We start from the raw sequence: 16,556 nt of genomic DNA on the forward strand, positions 1-16,556 counted from the left end.
ATCACCATGAAGTTGATCAACACTTTTGCCACCGAACTCCCCTGGGCTTGCGAGCCCGTTGCCCCGCAGCCGCTGCATGGCCCCAGATTGCTGCATCTGAACCGTGCGCTGCTTGGGGAGCTGGGGCTCGGGGAGGTGAGCGAGGCGCAGTGGCTCGCCTGTTGCGGCCAGGGGCAGCCCCTGCCGGGCATGCAGCCGGTGGCTCAGGTCTATGCGGGCCACCAGTTCGGCGGCTACAGCCCGCGTCTCGGGGATGGCCGCGCCCTGCTGCTGGGGGAGCAGCTGGCGCCGGATGGGTGCCGTTGGGACCTGCACCTCAAAGGGGCGGGCAAGACGCCATTCTCCCGCTTCGGCGACGGCCGTGCCGTGCTGCGATCCAGCATTCGCGAGTACCTGGCTTCCGAGGCGCTGCATGCCCTCGGCATTCCCACCACCCGGGCTCTGGTGCTGCTGGGCAGTGACGAGCCTGTCTACCGGGAGCAGATGGAGAGCGGGGCGACCGTGCTGCGCACCGCGCCGAGCCATCTGCGCTTCGGTCACTTCGAGTATTTCGCATGGAGCGGACAGGGGGAGAAGATCCCGGCCCTCATCGACTATGCGCGGCGTTACCACTTCCCCGAGCTGACCGATGGCGCCGAGCTGTTTGCCGAAGTAGTGCGCCGCACCGCGCGGCTCATCGCCAAGTGGCAGGCGGCGGGGTTCTGTCACGGGGTGATGAACACCGACAACATGTCCCTGCTCGGGCTGACCCTGGATTACGGCCCCTACGGTTTTATCGACGCCTATGTGCCGGACTTCGTCTGCAACCACTCGGATCCGGACGGTCGCTATGCGCTGGATCAGCAGCCTGCGGTCGGATACTGGAACCTGCAGAAGCTGGCCCAAGCGCTGGCCGGCCATGTGGATGGCGACGCGCTCGCGTCGGCCCTGGCCCAGTACGAGCACCAGCTGATGTTGCACTACTCCGAGCTGATGCGCGCCAAGCTGGGGCTGGCGGTGTGGGAAGAGGAGGATCCGGCGCTGTTCCGCGAGTTGTTCCGGCTGCTGGCGGCGCACAAGATGGATTACCACCTCTTCCTGCGACGTCTCGGTGAGGTGACGCGAGAGGGAGCGTGGCCCGCCCGCCTGCTGGCCCTGCTGCCCGATCCTGCCGTCTGGCAGGGGTGGCTTGAGGCCTATCGGGCGCGCCTCGCCCGGGAAGGGAGCGAGGATGGCGTGCGCAAGGGGCAGATGGACGCCGTCAATCCCAAGTATGTGCTGCGCAACGCCCTGGCCCAGCAGGTAATAGAGGCGGCTGAACGGGGCGACATGGCGCCGTTCGAGCGGCTGTTTGCGGCCCTGCAGCACCCCTATGATGAGCAACCGGAATACGAGGATCTCGCCACCCCGCATCCGGGCTGGTATTGCGGGGGCGAGCTCTCGTGCAGCAGTTGAGGAGCCGCAGATGAACTGGCGTATCACGCAGACAGACAGGGAAGCCGGGGTGGTGATGCTGACCTGCCCGGGCCTTGACTGGGACAGCTTCCCGACTCTGGCAGAGGCCCTGTTGCAGGAGTGGGAGCTGGCGGCCCTCGAGCGGGAGTGGGGGGCGGATCGCCACAGCTGGCTGCTGGAGTTTGAAGGCAGCCGCTTTCGGCTCGAGTACGAACATTACAGCGGCTGCTGGCTGGCGGCGGTGCAGCCGGATGACGCGGAGGCGCTGCTCTGGCTGGCTCGGCAGTCCCGGGAGTGAGCTTGGCGTGCGATGCGAGTCAATCCCTGGAGATAACCGCATAAAGATTGAACTATCAATTTTGGGGCGTATAATCTCGCCCCTTGATTATCGCCATGGTGGCGATATGGGTTCCCTAACCCCATTAACCAAAAAGGTCACAATATGAACCTGACTCCGGCTCAGTACCAGACGGCACTGATGCGTCTCTCGTTGTTCCACATCCTGATCATTGCCAGCAGCAACTACCTGGTGCAGCTGCCGATCACCATCTTTGGCTTCCACACCACCTGGGGTGCCTTCAGCTTCCCGTTCATTTTCCTGGCCACCGATCTGACGGTGCGGATTTTCGGCGCCGGCCTGGCGCGCAAGATCATCCAGACCGTGATGCTGCCGGCATTGACCGTGTCCTACGTGCTCTCGGTGCTCTTTTTCGAAGGGAGCTTCCAGGGGGTGGGCAATCTGGCAGAGTTCAATCTCTTTGTTGCCCGGATCGCGTTAGCCAGCTTTATGGCCTATCTGGTGGGCCAGTTCATGGACGTGGTGGTGTTCAACCGCCTGCGCCTGTTGAAAGCTTGGTGGGTGGCACCGGCAGCCTCCACCCTGTTCGGCAATCTGGTGGATACCATCGCCTTCTTCAGCATCGCCTTCTGGCGCAGCACGGATCCCTTCATGGCCGAGCACTGGGTCGAGATCGCGACCGTGGATTACGTATTCAAGTTGCTGATAAGTCTGGGGTTGTTTGTGCCGCTCTACGGTGTGCTGCTGCGCTATCTCAGCCGCAAGCTGGTGGGGGAGGCCGGATTGGCTGGCCTGCAAGCTGCTACGCGACAAGCCTGATGAAATTGACCACCCCCATGGGTGGTCAATTTTTTTGCGATCTTCGCAAATAAGGCTTGCACAGTTAAATGAGAATGATTATTGTTACATTGTTTTCCGGGAAAGACTTCATTCGTTCCAACGTGATGGACTTCTTGTGAAGGCACGACATTGCTCACATTGCTTCCAGTTAAGGGGCCAGTAGTTTACTGGCCCTCTTTTTTTGCGTCTTTTCCGCCATCAGCGGGCATAAAAAATGGGAGCCAGGGCTCCCATTTTCACTCAGCGCTGTTTACTCGATGTCGAGGGCATCGGGGGAGAGGATCACCCCTGTGGTATCAGCATAGAGGTGGTCATCCGGCAGGAAGGTGACGCCGCCGAAGTTGACCGGCAGATCGGTTTCCCCGATATCCTTGCTGTCGGCGCCCACCGGAATGGCCGCCAGGGCCTGAATGCCGATGTCGAGATCTTCCAGGATATCGACCTCACGGACGCAACCGTAGCAGACGATCCCTTCCCACTCATTTTCCGCCGCCGTGGTGGCGATCTCGCTATCGATCAGGGCACGACGCATGGAGCCGCCACCGTCGATCAACAGCACGCGACCAACGCCGTTCTCTTTGACGAGTTCACGGATTAGGCCGTTTGATTCGAAGCATTTGACCGTGGTGATGACGCCGCCGAAAGAGGCGCGGCCGCCGAAGGAGCAGAGCATGGGTTCGAGTACATCCACCATGTCCTGATAGATGTCGCACAGTTCTGAAGTGTTGTATTCCATTGTGTCAGATCCACCGCTGGAAACAGGTGGATCCAGTATAAGGAGTGGGGTTGGCATTTCAACGACTATTCCTTGCCCAGTGGCGGGAAATGCCGTTTTTGCGCGAAAGCGGCCCCGCGTCTTGGCAGGAGCCGCAGACGGTCAGCCTCGGGCCCTAGAGCAGGAACAGGGTCGCCAGCCCCAAGAAGATGAAGAAGCCGCCGGTGTCGGTGATGGCGGTGATCATCACGCTGGCCCCCACCGCAGGGTCGCGGCCCAGCCGGCTCATGGTCATGGGGATGATGACCCCCATCAGCGCCGCCACCAGCAGGTTGAGCATCATGGCGAGCGTCATCACCGCGCCCAGCGCCGCGTCCTGATAGAGGATGTAGGTGGCCACCCCCATGGTGCCGCCCCACACCAGGCCGTTGATCAGGGCCACCCCCAGCTCGCGCCACAGCAGGAAGGAGACGTTGCCGGTCTGGATATGCTGCAGCGCCAGTGCCCGCACTATCATGGTGATGGTCTGGTTGCCGGTGTTGCCGCCGATGCCGGCGACGATGGGCATCAGCGCCGCCAGCGCCACCAGCTGGGAGATGGTGTGCTCGAACAGACCGATCACCCTTGATGCCACGAAGGCGGTGCAGAGGTTGATGGCGAGCCAGGCCCAGCGGGTCTTGACCGCCTTGGAGACGGGGGCGAACACGTCTTCTTCCTCACTGATCCCCCCCATCCGGCGCAGGTCGGTGTCGCTCTCCTCATAGACCAAGTCCACCACCTCGGCGACGGTGAGCCGTCCCATCAGCTTGCCCCTGGCATCCACCACGGCGGCGGAGACCAGGTCGTCCCGCTCGAAGGTGCGGGCGGCGGCTTCGTCGTTGTCTTCCGGATCGAAGGTGACCGGATCCTTCTCCATCGCGTCGCTCACCAGGGTTTCGGGCTTGTGCAGCAGTACGGCGGTGAGGGGCAGCTCCCCCTGCAGCCGGTTGCGCCGATCGGTGACAAACAGCTTGTCGGTGTTCTCGGGGATCTTGCCGCGCAGGCGCAGATAGCGCTGGACGGTGGCCAGGGTCACGTCGGGCCGCACCGTGATGAGCTCGAAGTCCATCATGGCGCCGACCGTGTGCTTGCCGTAGCGGATCACCTCGCGCACCTTGTCCCTGTCCATCGGCGCCATGGAGGTGAGCAGCCGTCCCATCAGGTTGCGGGGCAGGTACTGACCCAGGTAGATCTGGTCGTCGATGTCGAGGGTGCTCAGGGCGTGCAGCAGCTCCTTGTCGCTCATGCCGCTGATGAGGCTGTCCCACACCGTCTCCGACGCCTCCACCAGGATCTGGCCGTGCTTGTCTGCATCCACTTGCTGCCACAGCACGTGGCGCTCGTCCGGCGGCAGGGACTCCAGCGCATCGGCGATATCGGCGGCGGGCAGGCTGTTGACCAGCCGGGTCAGCTCGCTGGTCTGGTCCCGAAGCGCTGCGTCCTGCTCCCCTTGCGGGTCGAGCAGGCTCTCGGTGAGGGCGTCATCGGCCAGCAGCAGCGTGAGGATGCGGGCTCTGTCGTGTTCACGCTGTTTGGCGCTGTTCTTGGGGGGGAGGGACATGAAGCAGAATTCCTGAATTCGGTGATCCGGCGGACAGTCCCCATAGGATACCAGACTCAAAACAAGAGGTTATGACTGTAAATGCAGAAAAAGAAACGCCACCCGAGGGTGGCGTTGGAATGGATGCAGCGATCAGGCCGAGGCCAGGGCCGCGTCTGCGGCGCCTCCTTGCCCGAACCAGGCAAGCTGGTCCGCCAGGGTCACTACCGAGCCCACCATGATCAGGGCAGGACTCTCGACCCCCACCGCCAGCGCGGGTAGCTCATCGAGGGTGCCGCGAATGACCCGCTGGCAGGGCTGGGTGCCGCGCTCGATCAGCGCCACCGGGGTGTTGCCCCCCTTGCCGTGGGCCAGCAGCTGCTCGCGGATGGTGGCGCAGGATGAGAGCCCCATATAGAACACCAGCGTCTGCCGATCTTTGGCCAGCAGCGGCCAGTCGAGATCCCGGGCGCCCCCCTTGCCGTGGGCGGTGACGAAACGGACGCTCTGGGCGTGATCCCGGTGGGTCAGCGGAATGCCGGCGTAGGCGGCGCAGCCGCTGGCCGCGGTGATCCCCGGCACCACCTGAAAACCGATGCCGCTGCCGACCAGCGTCTCCAGCTCTTCGCCGCCACGGCCGAAGATAAAGGGGTCACCCCCCTTCAGCCGCACCACCCGTTGCCCCTTCTGCGCCTCCTCCAGCAACAGCTGGTTGATCCCCTCCTGGGGCACGCAGTGGTTGCCCGCCTGCTTGCCGACGAAGATCCGCTTGGCATCCCGGCGCACCAGCGCCATCACCTCGTCGGAGACCAGCCGGTCATAGACCACCACGTCCGCCTGCTGCATCTGGCGCAGGGCGTGCAGGGTGAGCAGACCCGGATCGCCAGGGCCGGCCCCCACCAGCACCACTTCGCCTCCGGTCTGGCTTTCGTCGGCAAACAGGCTGTCGGCCAGCTGGTGGGCAGAGGCGTGATCGCCCCGCGCCAGCGCCTGACCGAGCCGATCCGCCCCGAGCAGCCGCTCCCAGAAGCGGCGCCGCTCTCCCATGGTGGCGAAGCGGGCCTTGACCCGCTCCCGCAGGCTGCCGGCAAAGGTCGCCACGGCCCCCAGATGTTGCGGCAGCAGGGCTTCCAGTTTTTCCCGCAGCAGGCGGGCCAGCACCGGTGCCTTGCCGCCGGAGGAGATGGCCACCATCAGCGGCGATCTGTCGATGATCGACGGCATGATGAAGCTGGATCGCTTGGGGTCATCCACCACGTTGGCGAAGATGCCGGCCTGGTTGGCGCTCTGGTACACCAGCGCATTGACCTCGCGCCTGTCGGTGGCGGCCACCACCAACCACTTGCCCGTCAGCTGCGCCGGCTCGAATTCGCCGGCCAGCCACTCGATGGTCCCACTGTCAGCCAGTTCCGCCAGCTCGGGGTCGAGCTCGGGAGACACCACCGTCAGGCGGGCACCGGCGTCCAGCAGCAGGCGCGCCTTGCGCTCCGCTACCTCGCCGCCGCCGACCAGCAGCACGGGTTTGTTATCGAGTCGACAGAAGATGGGTAAGTAGTCCATGGGACCTCCGGATCAGGCGGTTTGAGTCTGGCTGACGGTGTTCTCGGTCACGGCAACCGGGCGCTCCGCCTTGGGAGTGGCATACCAGTAGCCCAGACCCATGAAGAGGGCGCCGGAGACGGTGTTGCCCAGGGTCACCCACAACAGGTTGTGGCCGATGCCGCTCAGGGTGTAGGCCTCGGAGTGGGCACCGAACCAGGAGAGGGCAAACAGGGTCATGTTGGCGACTGAGTGCTCGTAGCCGGAGGCGATGAAGGCCAGCAGACACCACCAGATGGCGATGAACTTGGCGGCACCCTCGGTGCGCAGCGCCATCCAGATGGCGAGGCAGACCAGCCAGTTGCACAGCACGCCCTTCATGAACAGGGTCAGCGCCGGTGCCTGGGTCTTGGCCAGCGCCACCTTGTGCGCCAGGCTGCCCGCGTCCGGCAGCAGGCTGCCGCCGTAGGAGTAGATCAGCGCCACCGCGATGGAGCCGAGCAGGTTGCCAGCCCAGGTCTGCGGCAGGATGCGCAGCAGGTCGGCCATGGCGATCTTGCCGGTCTTCACCCCGAAGGTGAGGAACATGGTGTGGCCGGTGAACAGCTCGGAGCCGGCGATGATGACGAGCGTCAGGGCGATGCCGAAGGTGGCCCCCATCACCAGCGGACGGATGCTCGGGTCCACCAGGTTGCCCAGGGTGAAGATGAGGATGATGCCGAGGCCCACATAGGCCCCCGCCATGGCGGAGCCGAGCCAGAAGCCAAGCTTGTCGCTGCGCTCGAAGCGGTTGATGCGGGCCGCGTTGGCGGCGCACTTGTTGATGGTTTCGGTATACATCTTTGTTTCCTTCAAGAGGGCCGCCTGCGGGCAGCCCTGACTGTTTTTTAACCCCCCCCTGCCTCCCCCTTGTCAAGGGGGAGGAGCTTTTTGCTCCCTCACCTGTGAAGGGGAGGGCCGGGGTGGGGTCTGGTGTTAGACGGCGACCCAGACCTGCTGGTCGCGCACTTCAACGGGGTAGCTCTGCACCGACATCGCAGGGTTGTCGAAACAGTGGCCATCGCTCAGGCGAAAGCGCTGCTTCTTGAGCGGACTGGCCACCCAGAGTTCGCCGTCGTGTTCGCAGATCAGGCCCCGCGACAGCACGTTGGCGGCGAAGAAGGGATCCCGGTTGTCGATGGCGAACACTTCGGCGGCCGCGCTCGGGCGGAACAGGGCGATCTGACGACCCTCGATCAGAGCGCAGACGCCGGTTCCCGGCAGGATATCGTTGAGTTGGCAGGCGAATTTCATGATTGAACCTCCACATCGAGCGAAACAGGCATATTCTGACGACCTTCAATGAGTGCACAGACGCCGGTGCCCGGCAGGATGTCGTTGAGTTGGCAGGCAAGTTTCATCATTTGGTTTCCACCTCGATCTGGTAGACGGGGATGCGCTCGGCCGGAGTGGCGGGTCTGTGCTGGTCGCGTTCGCTGACGAACTGAACGTCCGGGTCGCGCTTGTCGCTGTTGATGAAGTGGCTGAAACGCTTGAGCGCCTCCTCTTCGTTGAGGGTGCGCGACCATTCGCACTCGTAGCTGTCGATGAGGGTCTGGATATCGCGCTCCAGTGTCTCGGCCAGCCCCAGCTTGTCGTCGACGATCACTTCGCGCAGGTAGTCGACACCCCCTTCCAGATTGCCGAGCCAGACCGAGGTGCGCTGCAGTTTGTCGGCGCTGGTGACGTAAAACATCATAAAGCGGTCGATCAGCTTGATCAGGGTCTCGCGGTCGAGGTCAGACGCCAGCAGATCGGCGTGGCGCGGTTTCATGCCGCCGTTGCCGCCTACATAGAGGTTCCAGCCCGCGTCGGTGGCGATGATGCCGACATCCTTGCCCTGTGCTTCCGCACATTCACGGGTGCAGCCGGAGACGCCGAACTTCATCTTGTGGGGGGTACGAATGCCCTTGTAGCGGTTCTCGAGGAAGACCCCGAGGCCGACGCTGTCCTGCACGCCGAAGCGGCACCAGGTGCTGCCGACGCAGGTCTTGGCCATGCGCAGCGCCTTGGCGTAGGCCTGACCGGTCTCGAAGCCCGCTGCCAGCAGCTTGCGCCAGATGGCGGGCAGATCATCCTTCTGGGCCCCGAACAGGCCGATGCGCTGGGCGCCGGTGATCTTGGTGTAGAGCTTGTAGTCGCGGGCCACTTCGGCCACCGCCAGCAGCCCTTCCGGGGTCACCTCGCCACCGGCCATGCGCGGGATGACGGAGTAGGTCCCGTCCTTTTGCATGTTGCCGAGGAAGATGTCGTTGGTGTCCTGCAGAGGTGTGTTAAGCGGGCTCAACACGTAGTCGTTCCAGCAGGAGGCGAGGATGGAGCCGACCGTCGGTTTGCACACCTCGCAGCCATGGCCCTGGCCATGTTTGGCCAGCAGCTCGTCGAAGCTCTTGATCCCCTCCACCTTGACCAGATGGAACAGCTCCTGACGGGAGTGGGGGAAGTGGGCGCAGAGGTGGTTGTTGACCTCGATGCCCTGTTTCACCAGTTCGGCGTTGAGCACCTGACTGATGAGCGGCACGCAGCCGCCGCAGCCGGTACCGGCCTTGGTCTGCTGCTTGATGGCTGCCAGGGTGGTGTGGCCCTCGGCCACCGCCTTGGCGATGTCGCCCTTGGAGACGTCGAAGCAGGAGCAGATCTGGGCGCTTTCCGGCAGGGCATCCACCCCCAGGGTCGGCTTGGCACCGGCGTAGGCGGGCAGGATCAGGGTGTCCGGGTGGCTCGGCAGGGGCAGGGCGTTGAGCATCATCTGCAGCAGGTTGCCGTAATCCTCCACGTCACCCACCAGCACGGCGCCGAGCAATCGGCTGTTGTCCTCGCTCACCACGATCTTCTTGTAGACGCCGGCCTGATCGTCCTGAAACACATAGCTGTGGCTGCCCGGGGTGCGGCCGTGGGCATCACCGATGGAGCCGACGGAGACGCCGAGCAGCTTGAGCTTGGCGCTCATGTCTGCCCCTTCGAAGCGGCTGTCACCGCCGAGCAGATGGTCGACGGTGATCTGGGCCATCTTGTAGCCCGGTGCCACCAGCCCGAAGAAGCGGCCCTGCCAAGCGGCGCACTCGCCGATGGCATAGATGTCGGGGTCTGAGGTGAGGCAGTGATCGTCGATGACGATGCCGCCGCGCTCGGCGATGGCGAGATCGCCGTAGCGACCGAGGGTGTCTTGCGGGCGGATGCCGGTGGAGAAGACCACCACGTCCACTTCCAGCTGGCTGCCGTCGGCGAAGGCGAGGCGGTGTTTCGCCTGCTCGCCGCCATGCATCAGGATCTCGCTGGTGCTCTTGCTGGTGTGTACCTGCACGCCCATGGATTCAATCTTGCGGCGCAGCAGCTGGCCGCCCTGACCGTCGAGCTGCTCGGCCATCAGTACCGGAGCAAACTCCACCACATGGGTCTCGAGACCCAGCGCCTTGAGGGCGCCGGCCGCCTCTAGGCCAAGCAGGCCGCCCCCGATCACCACCCCGCTCTTGCCGCTCTTGGCCGCGCTGCGGATGGCTTTGAGATCCTCGATGGTGCGATAGACGAAGCACTCGTGGTGCTGGCTGCCCGCAATGGGCGGCACCCAGGGGTAGGAGCCGGTGGCCAGCACCAGCTTGTCGTACTCGACCACAGTGCCCTTGTTGGAGTGCACTTCGCGGTTGGCCCTGTCGATTTCTTTCACCGCTTCGCCGAGCAGCAGGCGGATGCCGTGCTTGTCGTAGAAGCCGGGTTTGACGAGGGAGAGATCTTCGCTGGTGTGGTGGGAGAAGTAGGAGGAGAGATGGACGCGATCGTAGGCGGGACGGGGTTCTGCACCGAAGACGGTGATCTCGTAGCGGCCCGGATCGGCCCGCTCGATCAGCTCTTCGATGAAGCGGTGCCCCACCATGCCGTTGCCCACAACGACCAGTCTGACTTTGCTCATAGTTGCCTCAAGTTTGGAGTAATAAAACATCATTCTGAGGCTAGGCTACCCAGTCGGCAGGGGCAGACGATTGATGCAAATCAAGTGTCTATTTATATATCTCCTTAGGGGTAATTCGAGAAAATTCAGCACTATACAAAAATAGGTATACCAGTTAATGATTTCTGCGTTAGCTCGGGGTGAGGGATGGTGGAGGGTAAGCCCGGTTTACCAACTGCCGGGGAGTGAAAACTTATGTCGGAAAAAGGCCGGTCTCGCACTGGGCGAGACCGGCATCAGCTGAACAAGGTGGCGCGTCAGGCAATATGGCGGCGGAACATGGCGAGCGCCAGCGACAGGGTGACGCCGGCGATGGCGAGCAGCGGCCAGAGCAGGGACCAGGCGGCCGACCAGTCAAACCCCTTGAGGAAGACCCCCTTGAGCAGCACGATGAAGTGGGTGAGGGGGTCGATGGCCGCCAGCCACTGGAATACCTGCGGCATGTTCTCCACCGGTGAGATGTAGCCCGAGAGGATCACCGCCGGGACGGTGAAGGAGAAGACCCCGATAAAGGCCTGCTGCTGGGTCGAGCAGAACGACGAGATGAAGAGCCCGATCCCGGCCAGTGCCAGCCCGTAGCAGACCATGCCCGCCATCAGCAGGCTGAGGCTGCCGGCAAAGGGAAGGTGAAAGACAAAACGGGCGGCCAGCGCGACTATACACCCTTGCCCCACCGCCACCATGATGCCGGGCACCGCCTTGCCTGCCATGATCCAGCCCGCGGTGAGGGGGGAGACCAGCAGCTGATCGAAGGTGCCCTCTTCCCGCTCCCGCGCGACCGAGAGGGCGGTGACAATCAGACAGCCGGTGGTGGTGATGATGGCCACCAGCGCCGGCAGGATATGCCAGTGGAACTCGACGTTGGGGTTGTAGAGGTTGCGTACCGCCAGCTCGGGTTGGCCCTTGCCCTCACTTTGCCAGCGGGCGATCACCTGACTGATGTAGCCCGCCGCCACCTGACCGCCGTTGGAGCGGCGGCCATCGATAATCAGCTGCACCTTGGCCGGTTCGCCCCGCGCCAGCCGGCGCGAAAAATCCCCCGGAATAATCAGCCCGAGCAGCGCCTGCTGTCCGGTGATGGCCAGGGTCATGCTCGCCTCGCCTTGCACCGGCATGACGGTGGTGAAGGCGGGCATATGGGTGAGGCGCTCCAGCAGCTCGCGGCTCTGGGCACCGCCATCCTGGTTGTAGATGGCCAGGGTGTTGCCGGTCACCTCCAGAGTGGTGGCGAACGGGAAGAGGGCGGTCTGCAGCAGCACCGGCATGATGAGCAGAAAGCGCCCCTGGGTGTTGCCCATCAGGGCTTGCAGCTCTTTTCGGATCAGCCACCAGAGTCGGATCAGCATGGGTTACTCCAGAGTGCGCCGCGTCTTGCGGGCGGTGAGGATGAGCCAGAAACCGGCCAGCAGCAGCAGACAGAAACCGTTGACCAGCAGGATCGAGAAGACGCTGCCCGCCTGATAGAGGGTCTGCAGGGAGCTCGCGAAGTAGCGGGCCGGAATGAGGTGGGTGATGGCCCGAAGCCAAGGCGGCATGCTGGCGATCTCGAACACGAAGCCCGACAGCATCACGGCGGGCAGAAACGCGGCGATCAGCGCTGCCTGCGCGGCATTGAACTGGCTGCGCATCACGGTGGAGAGGAACAGCCCGAGCCCGAGGGCGCTGCCGAGAAAGACGCTGGTGACCAGAAAGAGCAGCAGCAGGGAGCCGCGCCACGGCACGCCCATTACCGCCACCGAGAAGAGCAGGCAGAGCAGCATGGCGATGATGCCAAGGCCATAGTAGGGCAGCAGCTTGGAGAGCAGCAGCTCCCCCTTGGTGACCGGGGTGGCGAGCAGCGCCTCCATGGTGCCGCGCTCCCACTCCCGCGCCACCACCAGCGAGGTGAGCAGGGCGCCTATGATGGTCATTACCACCGCAATGGAGCCAGGCACCAGAAAGTTGCGGCTCACCAGCGCCGGGTTGAACCAGGCGCGGCTCTCTATCGACACCGGCATGGCGACCCCCTCGCTAGCGAGCCACCCCTGCCAGATCCCCTGCACATAGTTGGTGACGAAGTTGGCGGTATTGGGTTCGGAGCCGTCGGTCAGCAGCAGCACCTGCGGCGTACCATTGCCCTGACCGGCCATGGCGCGGGAGAAGCCGTCATCGATCACCAGCAGGCCGCGGATCTCGCCACGGGCCAGACTGGCGAGCAGGGACTCCTTGCTCGGGCCGCTGTGGATCTCCAGCGCGGTAGAGCCGCGCAGGGCCTGCTCCAGCCGCACCGCCGGGGCGCCGCTGTCGGTACGCCAGATGCCGAGGCGCAGGTGGTCCACATCCAGATTGATGGCGTAACCCATCACCACCAGCAGCACCACCGGCATGATGAAGGCGATGAGGATGCTGCTCGGGTCACGGACGATTTGCAGCGTCTCCTTGCGACACAGGGCCAGCAGTCGCCGACGGTTGATGCTCATGCGTCCTCCTCGCTGGCCCGCTCGACCAGGGTGATAAAGGCCTCTTCCATTGTTGGCAAAGAACAGGTCGGCAAGGAGCCGGTTGGCAAAGAGGTCGCCGCCTCTTTGGCGGCCAGCCCCTTGAGATCGTCCGGGGTGCCGAGCGCCAGCAGCTTGCCGCGATAGATGAGGGCGATGCGGTCGCAATACTCCGCCTCGTCCATAAAGTGGGTGGTGACCAGCACGGTGACGCCGTGGTCGGCCAGCGCGTTGATGTGCGACCAGAACTCGCGCCGGGTTACCGGATCGACCCCGGAGGTGGGCTCGTCGAGAAACAGCAGCGGCGGCTCGTGCAGCAGGGCGCAGGCCAGCGACAAGCGCTGGCGCAGGCCGAGCGGCAGGGATTCCGCCTTCTGATCGAGCCAGGGGGCGAGGGCAAAGGCAGTCACCATGGCGTCGATCCGCGTCTGCTGATGGCGGCCGAACAGGCCGTAGATACCGGCGAAGAAGGAGAGGTTCTGCGCCACGGTGAGCTGCTTGTAGAGGGAGAACTTCTGCGCCATGTAGCCGAGGCGCTGGCGCGCCGCCGAGGGGCTGTGGGCCAGATCGATGCCGGTCACCAGCGCCTGCCCCTCGCTCGGGCGCAGCAGGCCGCACTCCATCTTGAAGGTGGTGGACTTGCCCGCCCCGTTGGGGCCGAGCAGGCCGAAGATCTCGCCGCGGCGCACCGCAAAGCTGACATCATCGGTGGCGGCAAAATCGCCGAAGCGCTTGGTGAGGTGGCGCGCCTCGATCACCGCCTCGGGGGAGACCCCCTGCGGCAGTTCGGCTTCCCGCATCCCGGCCGCCAGACTCGACTCTCCGCCGGGGCCGCCGCCGAGCAGGTCGATAAAGGCATCCTCCAGCCGGGGCTGGGCTGGTTGAAAGGCGCCGTTGGCCAGTTGCAGCTCCGGGAGCGGCGGTGGCGTCATGCCCGGGTGCAGCAGCAGGCGAACCCGCTCCCCCGCCACCGCGCCGTCCATCACCGCTGGGTGAGCCAGTGCCCGGCGCAGCAGGGCGCGTCGCTCGCGGCCATCCAGTTGCCCCGCCTCCAGCAGCCAGCAGCGGCTGGCCATGGCCCCCATCAGATCGGCCGGCGTGCCGCTGGTGCGCACCTCGCCATCCGCCATCAGCAGCACGTGGTCGCACAGCTCCGCCTCGTCGAGATAGGCGGTACTCCAGAGCACCGTCATCCCTCCCTTGGCCAGCTCGCGCACCATCTGCCAGAGGGCGCGGCGGGAGATGGGATCGACTCCGACCCCCGGTTCGTCGAGCAGCAGCACATCCGGGGTGCCAAGCAGGGCGCAGGCCAGCCCGAGTTTCTGCTTCATCCCGCCAGAGAGCTTGCCCGCCGGCCTTGCGGTGAAGCGGGCGAGATCGGTGAAAGCGAGCAGCCGCGCGAAGGTGGGCGTGCGTTCCGGCTCCAGTACGCCGCGCAAGTCAGCGTAGAGGGTGAGGTTCTCCAGCACGCTGAGATCCTCGTAGAGGCCGAACTGCTGGGGCATGTAGCCGAGGCGCTGACGCAGCAGATCCCCCTCGCTCACCGGGTCCAGCCCCAGCACCCGGATGGTGCCCGCTTCGGGGATCAGTAGACCGGCCAGCAGGCGCAGCAAAGTGCTCTTGCCCGCGCCGTCGGGGCCCACCAGTCCGGTAATGCCACCGGCCGGAATGGTGGCCGAGATGGCGTTGAGGGCGACCCGCTCGCCAAAGCGTTTGGTGAGTCCCTCGAGGGAGATGGCGCAGCTCATGGGGCCAGCCTGACGGTGACCGGCATCCCTTGGCGCAGGGCCGGGTCGGGATCCTGTACCACGATGCGCAGCCGGTAGACGAGGTGGGTGCGAAGATCCGGCGTTTCCACCGATTTCGGAGTGAACTCGGCGGTGGGCGAGACAAATCCCACCACCCCGTGATAGGGCTTGTCCGGCCGCGAGTCGGTGGTGAGGGTCACCTTGGCGCCGCTCGGGAAGTGGCCGAGCCAGGGCTCCTCCACATAGGCGCGCACCCAGACCGGCGCGGTCAGGGAGAGGTTGAAGGCGGTCGCTCCGCTCTGCACCATGCTGCCGTTCTCGATGGCGCGGCTGATGATGATGCCGTCGCTGGGGGCGGTCAGGCTGGCATCCGCCAGCGCCAGCTCGGCACTGGCGAGCGCCGCTTTGGCCCCTTCCAGCTGGGCATCGGACTGGGCAATCTCTTCCGGGCGATAGCCGGTTTCGAGCTGGGCGAGCTGTTCGCGGGCGGAGCGCACCTGCGCCTGGGTCTGATCCCGCTGGGAGCGGGCGGTATCGAGCTGACCGCGGGAGATGGCGCCGGTGGCGGCCAATGCGCTCTGGCGGCGCCACTGCTGGTCGGCCTCCAGCGCAGCGGCGTCTGCGGCGGCCAGTGCGGCCCGGGCGCGGTCGGTCTCTTCGCTGCGATAGCCTTTGTGGATCAAGGCGTTGGCGGCAGTGAGCGCAGCCAGATTGGCCAAGGCGCTGTCGCGGCTGTGGGTGAGGGGCGCCGGATCCAGGCGGGCCAGCAGTTGACCGGCTTTTACGCTATCTCCCTCATCGACCAGTACCTGATCGACGCGGCCGCCGACCCGAAAGGCCAGATTGACGTCGCGAATGTCGACGTTGCCGTAGAGGATGGAGCCGTCGGCCGGGCGCCCCTGCCACCAGAGGTAGCCACCGATAACGGTTAGCAGCAGGGCCACGATTGCAATGCGTTGTTTCATGCTGCTTCTCCTTGAGGATGGGTCTGCCACCAGAGGTCACCACCGAGAACGGCCAGCAGCAGAGCTGCCATAGGGATGATGGCGATGGGTTGTTTCATGCCGTTTCTCCTTCCTTGATGTCGGTGGAGCGCAGGCCGCGCAGGGCCCATACCAGCCGTTGTCTGGCGGCCTCGGGGTTGTCTATCTGGCTGAGAAAGGGGGCGGCCTGTTCGGGCAGCCAGCCGAGCTGGCGACCACTGCCGGCGATCACCAGCGGCAGGCCGACCGACCCCATGATGAAGATCATCAGCTGGAGCGGGTGACCGGCGACCAGCGACCCTTCCGCCTGTGCCATCCGTACCTGTTCGATCAGCAGCAGGGGATGGCGGCGCGGCAGGCTGAGCAGAAAGCGCTGGGCCGCCCCTTCCCCCGCCAGCGCATCGCCAAACAGGTGGTTGATGAAGCCGCGCTGGCGGGCCACCAGCCCGATCAGCGCCTCCATGGTGGCCTCGAACATGGCGATGGCAGAGGGGTAGGAGCCTTTGGCTGCCGCCGCCTTGAGCTCGTCATAGAGGGGGGCGTACCAGAGCTCCACCAGCTCGTCGATAAAGGCGTCGCGGTTGCCGAAGTGGTAGACGAAGGAGCCGAGGTTCACCTCGGCCGCCGCCGCCAGCTCGCGCACCGTGAGGCCGCGCAGCCCCTTCTCGGTGGCGATGGCGAGGCCGGTATCGAGCAGTTTCTGACGGGTGGGGTGCATCTGGCTGGCGCTCCTGGTGTATGCATTTTGTACGCAATTATACGACCGTAAAAAAAATGCGGAAGCGGGCGGCAGGATCTTTTTGCCCGCAATGTGATACCAATCGGATTAAACATTAGGTCAGTTTTATCCAATCTCGGCTACAAAGTGACATCACCCGCTCCACATCGGCAATAAAGTGCTTCCAGGCCGATGTGCAGGCATCAAGGATGTCGTCGTAATCCTTGAAGCTGCGATTAG

The 16,556-nt window shown here is 64.6% G+C and carries 14 protein-coding genes and 2 pseudogenes; 3 read left to right on the top strand and 13 right to left on the bottom strand.

Annotated features, from left to right (window positions below; genetic code table 11):
* The first annotated feature begins 6 nt into the window (after positions 1-6).
* The 3 genes from J9889_RS19295 to J9889_RS19305 all read left to right on the top strand — a co-directional run bounded on the left by J9889_RS19295 (position 7) and on the right by J9889_RS19305 (position 2,551).
* Complete coding sequence (locus J9889_RS19295; protein ID WP_210557760.1) at positions 7-1,434, top strand: protein adenylyltransferase SelO; 1,428 nt, start codon at positions 7-9, stop codon at positions 1,432-1,434.
* 10 nt (positions 1,435-1,444) lie between these two features.
* On the top strand, positions 1,445-1,732 hold the full coding sequence (locus J9889_RS19300; protein WP_041211964.1) for a DUF3630 family protein: 288 nt from the start codon (positions 1,445-1,447) through the stop codon (positions 1,730-1,732).
* Between the two features lie 144 nt (positions 1,733-1,876).
* Positions 1,877-2,551: a 7-cyano-7-deazaguanine/7-aminomethyl-7-deazaguanine transporter gene (locus tag J9889_RS19305; RefSeq protein WP_010676046.1), complete on the top strand. Its 675-nt coding sequence runs from the start codon at positions 1,877-1,879 to the stop codon at positions 2,549-2,551.
* A gap of 271 nt (positions 2,552-2,822) precedes the next feature.
* Here J9889_RS19305 and rraA read toward each other — a convergent pair whose 3' ends face one another.
* From rraA to J9889_RS24275, 13 genes and pseudogenes are all read right to left on the bottom strand, one after another.
* Positions 2,823-3,308: a ribonuclease E activity regulator RraA gene (gene rraA / locus J9889_RS19310; protein ID WP_010676045.1), complete on the bottom strand. Its 486-nt coding sequence runs from the start codon at positions 3,306-3,308 to the stop codon at positions 2,823-2,825.
* Between the two features lie 154 nt (positions 3,309-3,462).
* Positions 3,463-4,887, bottom strand: a complete 1,425-nt coding sequence (gene mgtE / locus J9889_RS19315; protein ID WP_210557761.1) for a magnesium transporter — start codon at positions 4,885-4,887, stop codon at positions 3,463-3,465.
* 132 nt (positions 4,888-5,019) lie between these two features.
* Positions 5,020-6,426, bottom strand: coding sequence for a siroheme synthase CysG (gene cysG / locus J9889_RS19320; protein WP_210557763.1), 1,407 nt, complete (start codon positions 6,424-6,426; stop codon positions 5,020-5,022).
* A gap of 12 nt (positions 6,427-6,438) precedes the next feature.
* Positions 6,439-7,245 (bottom strand): nitrite transporter NirC, encoded by an 807-nt coding sequence (nirC, locus tag J9889_RS19325; RefSeq protein WP_201035611.1) that lies wholly within the window; start codon positions 7,243-7,245, stop codon positions 6,439-6,441.
* Between the two features lie 135 nt (positions 7,246-7,380).
* Positions 7,381-7,698, bottom strand: a complete 318-nt coding sequence (gene nirD, locus J9889_RS19330) for a nitrite reductase small subunit NirD (protein WP_039039697.1) — start codon at positions 7,696-7,698, stop codon at positions 7,381-7,383.
* A 35-nt stretch (positions 7,699-7,733) separates the two neighbouring features.
* Positions 7,734-7,805, bottom strand: a pseudogene (gene nirD / locus J9889_RS19335) (nitrite reductase small subunit); the annotation flags it as partial.
* Positions 7,805-10,351 (bottom strand): nitrite reductase large subunit NirB, encoded by a 2,547-nt coding sequence (nirB, locus tag J9889_RS19340; protein ID WP_201035610.1) that lies wholly within the window; start codon positions 10,349-10,351, stop codon positions 7,805-7,807. The gene nirB and the pseudogene nirD (J9889_RS19335), both read right to left, overlap by 1 nt.
* 296 nt (positions 10,352-10,647) lie before the next feature.
* Positions 10,648-11,736, bottom strand: coding sequence for an ABC transporter permease (locus J9889_RS19345; protein WP_201035609.1), 1,089 nt, complete (start codon positions 11,734-11,736; stop codon positions 10,648-10,650).
* 3 nt (positions 11,737-11,739) lie between these two features.
* Positions 11,740-12,849, bottom strand: coding sequence for an ABC transporter permease (locus J9889_RS19350; protein WP_201035608.1), 1,110 nt, complete (start codon positions 12,847-12,849; stop codon positions 11,740-11,742).
* Complete coding sequence (locus J9889_RS19355) at positions 12,846-14,615, bottom strand: ATP-binding cassette domain-containing protein (RefSeq protein ID WP_042059457.1); 1,770 nt, start codon at positions 14,613-14,615, stop codon at positions 12,846-12,848. The genes J9889_RS19350 and J9889_RS19355 overlap by 4 nt, the downstream gene beginning before the upstream one ends.
* Positions 14,612-15,580 carry a secretion protein HlyD gene (gene hlyD / locus J9889_RS19360; RefSeq protein WP_201035607.1) on the bottom strand — a complete coding sequence of 323 codons (969 nt, stop codon included), beginning with the start codon at positions 15,578-15,580 and terminating at the stop codon, positions 14,612-14,614. The genes J9889_RS19355 and hlyD overlap by 4 nt, the downstream gene beginning before the upstream one ends.
* Positions 15,581-15,674: 94 nt before the next feature.
* Positions 15,675-16,316 (bottom strand): TetR/AcrR family transcriptional regulator, encoded by a 642-nt coding sequence (locus tag J9889_RS19365; protein WP_201035606.1) that lies wholly within the window; start codon positions 16,314-16,316, stop codon positions 15,675-15,677.
* Positions 16,317-16,431: 115 nt separating this feature from the next.
* A pseudogene (locus tag J9889_RS24275) lies at positions 16,432-16,556 on the bottom strand (IS630 family transposase); the annotation flags it as partial.

The organism is Aeromonas sp. PrichA-15 (assembly GCF_017939245.1).
GTDB classification, from domain to species: Bacteria; Pseudomonadota; Gammaproteobacteria; order Enterobacterales; family Aeromonadaceae; genus Aeromonas; species Aeromonas caviae.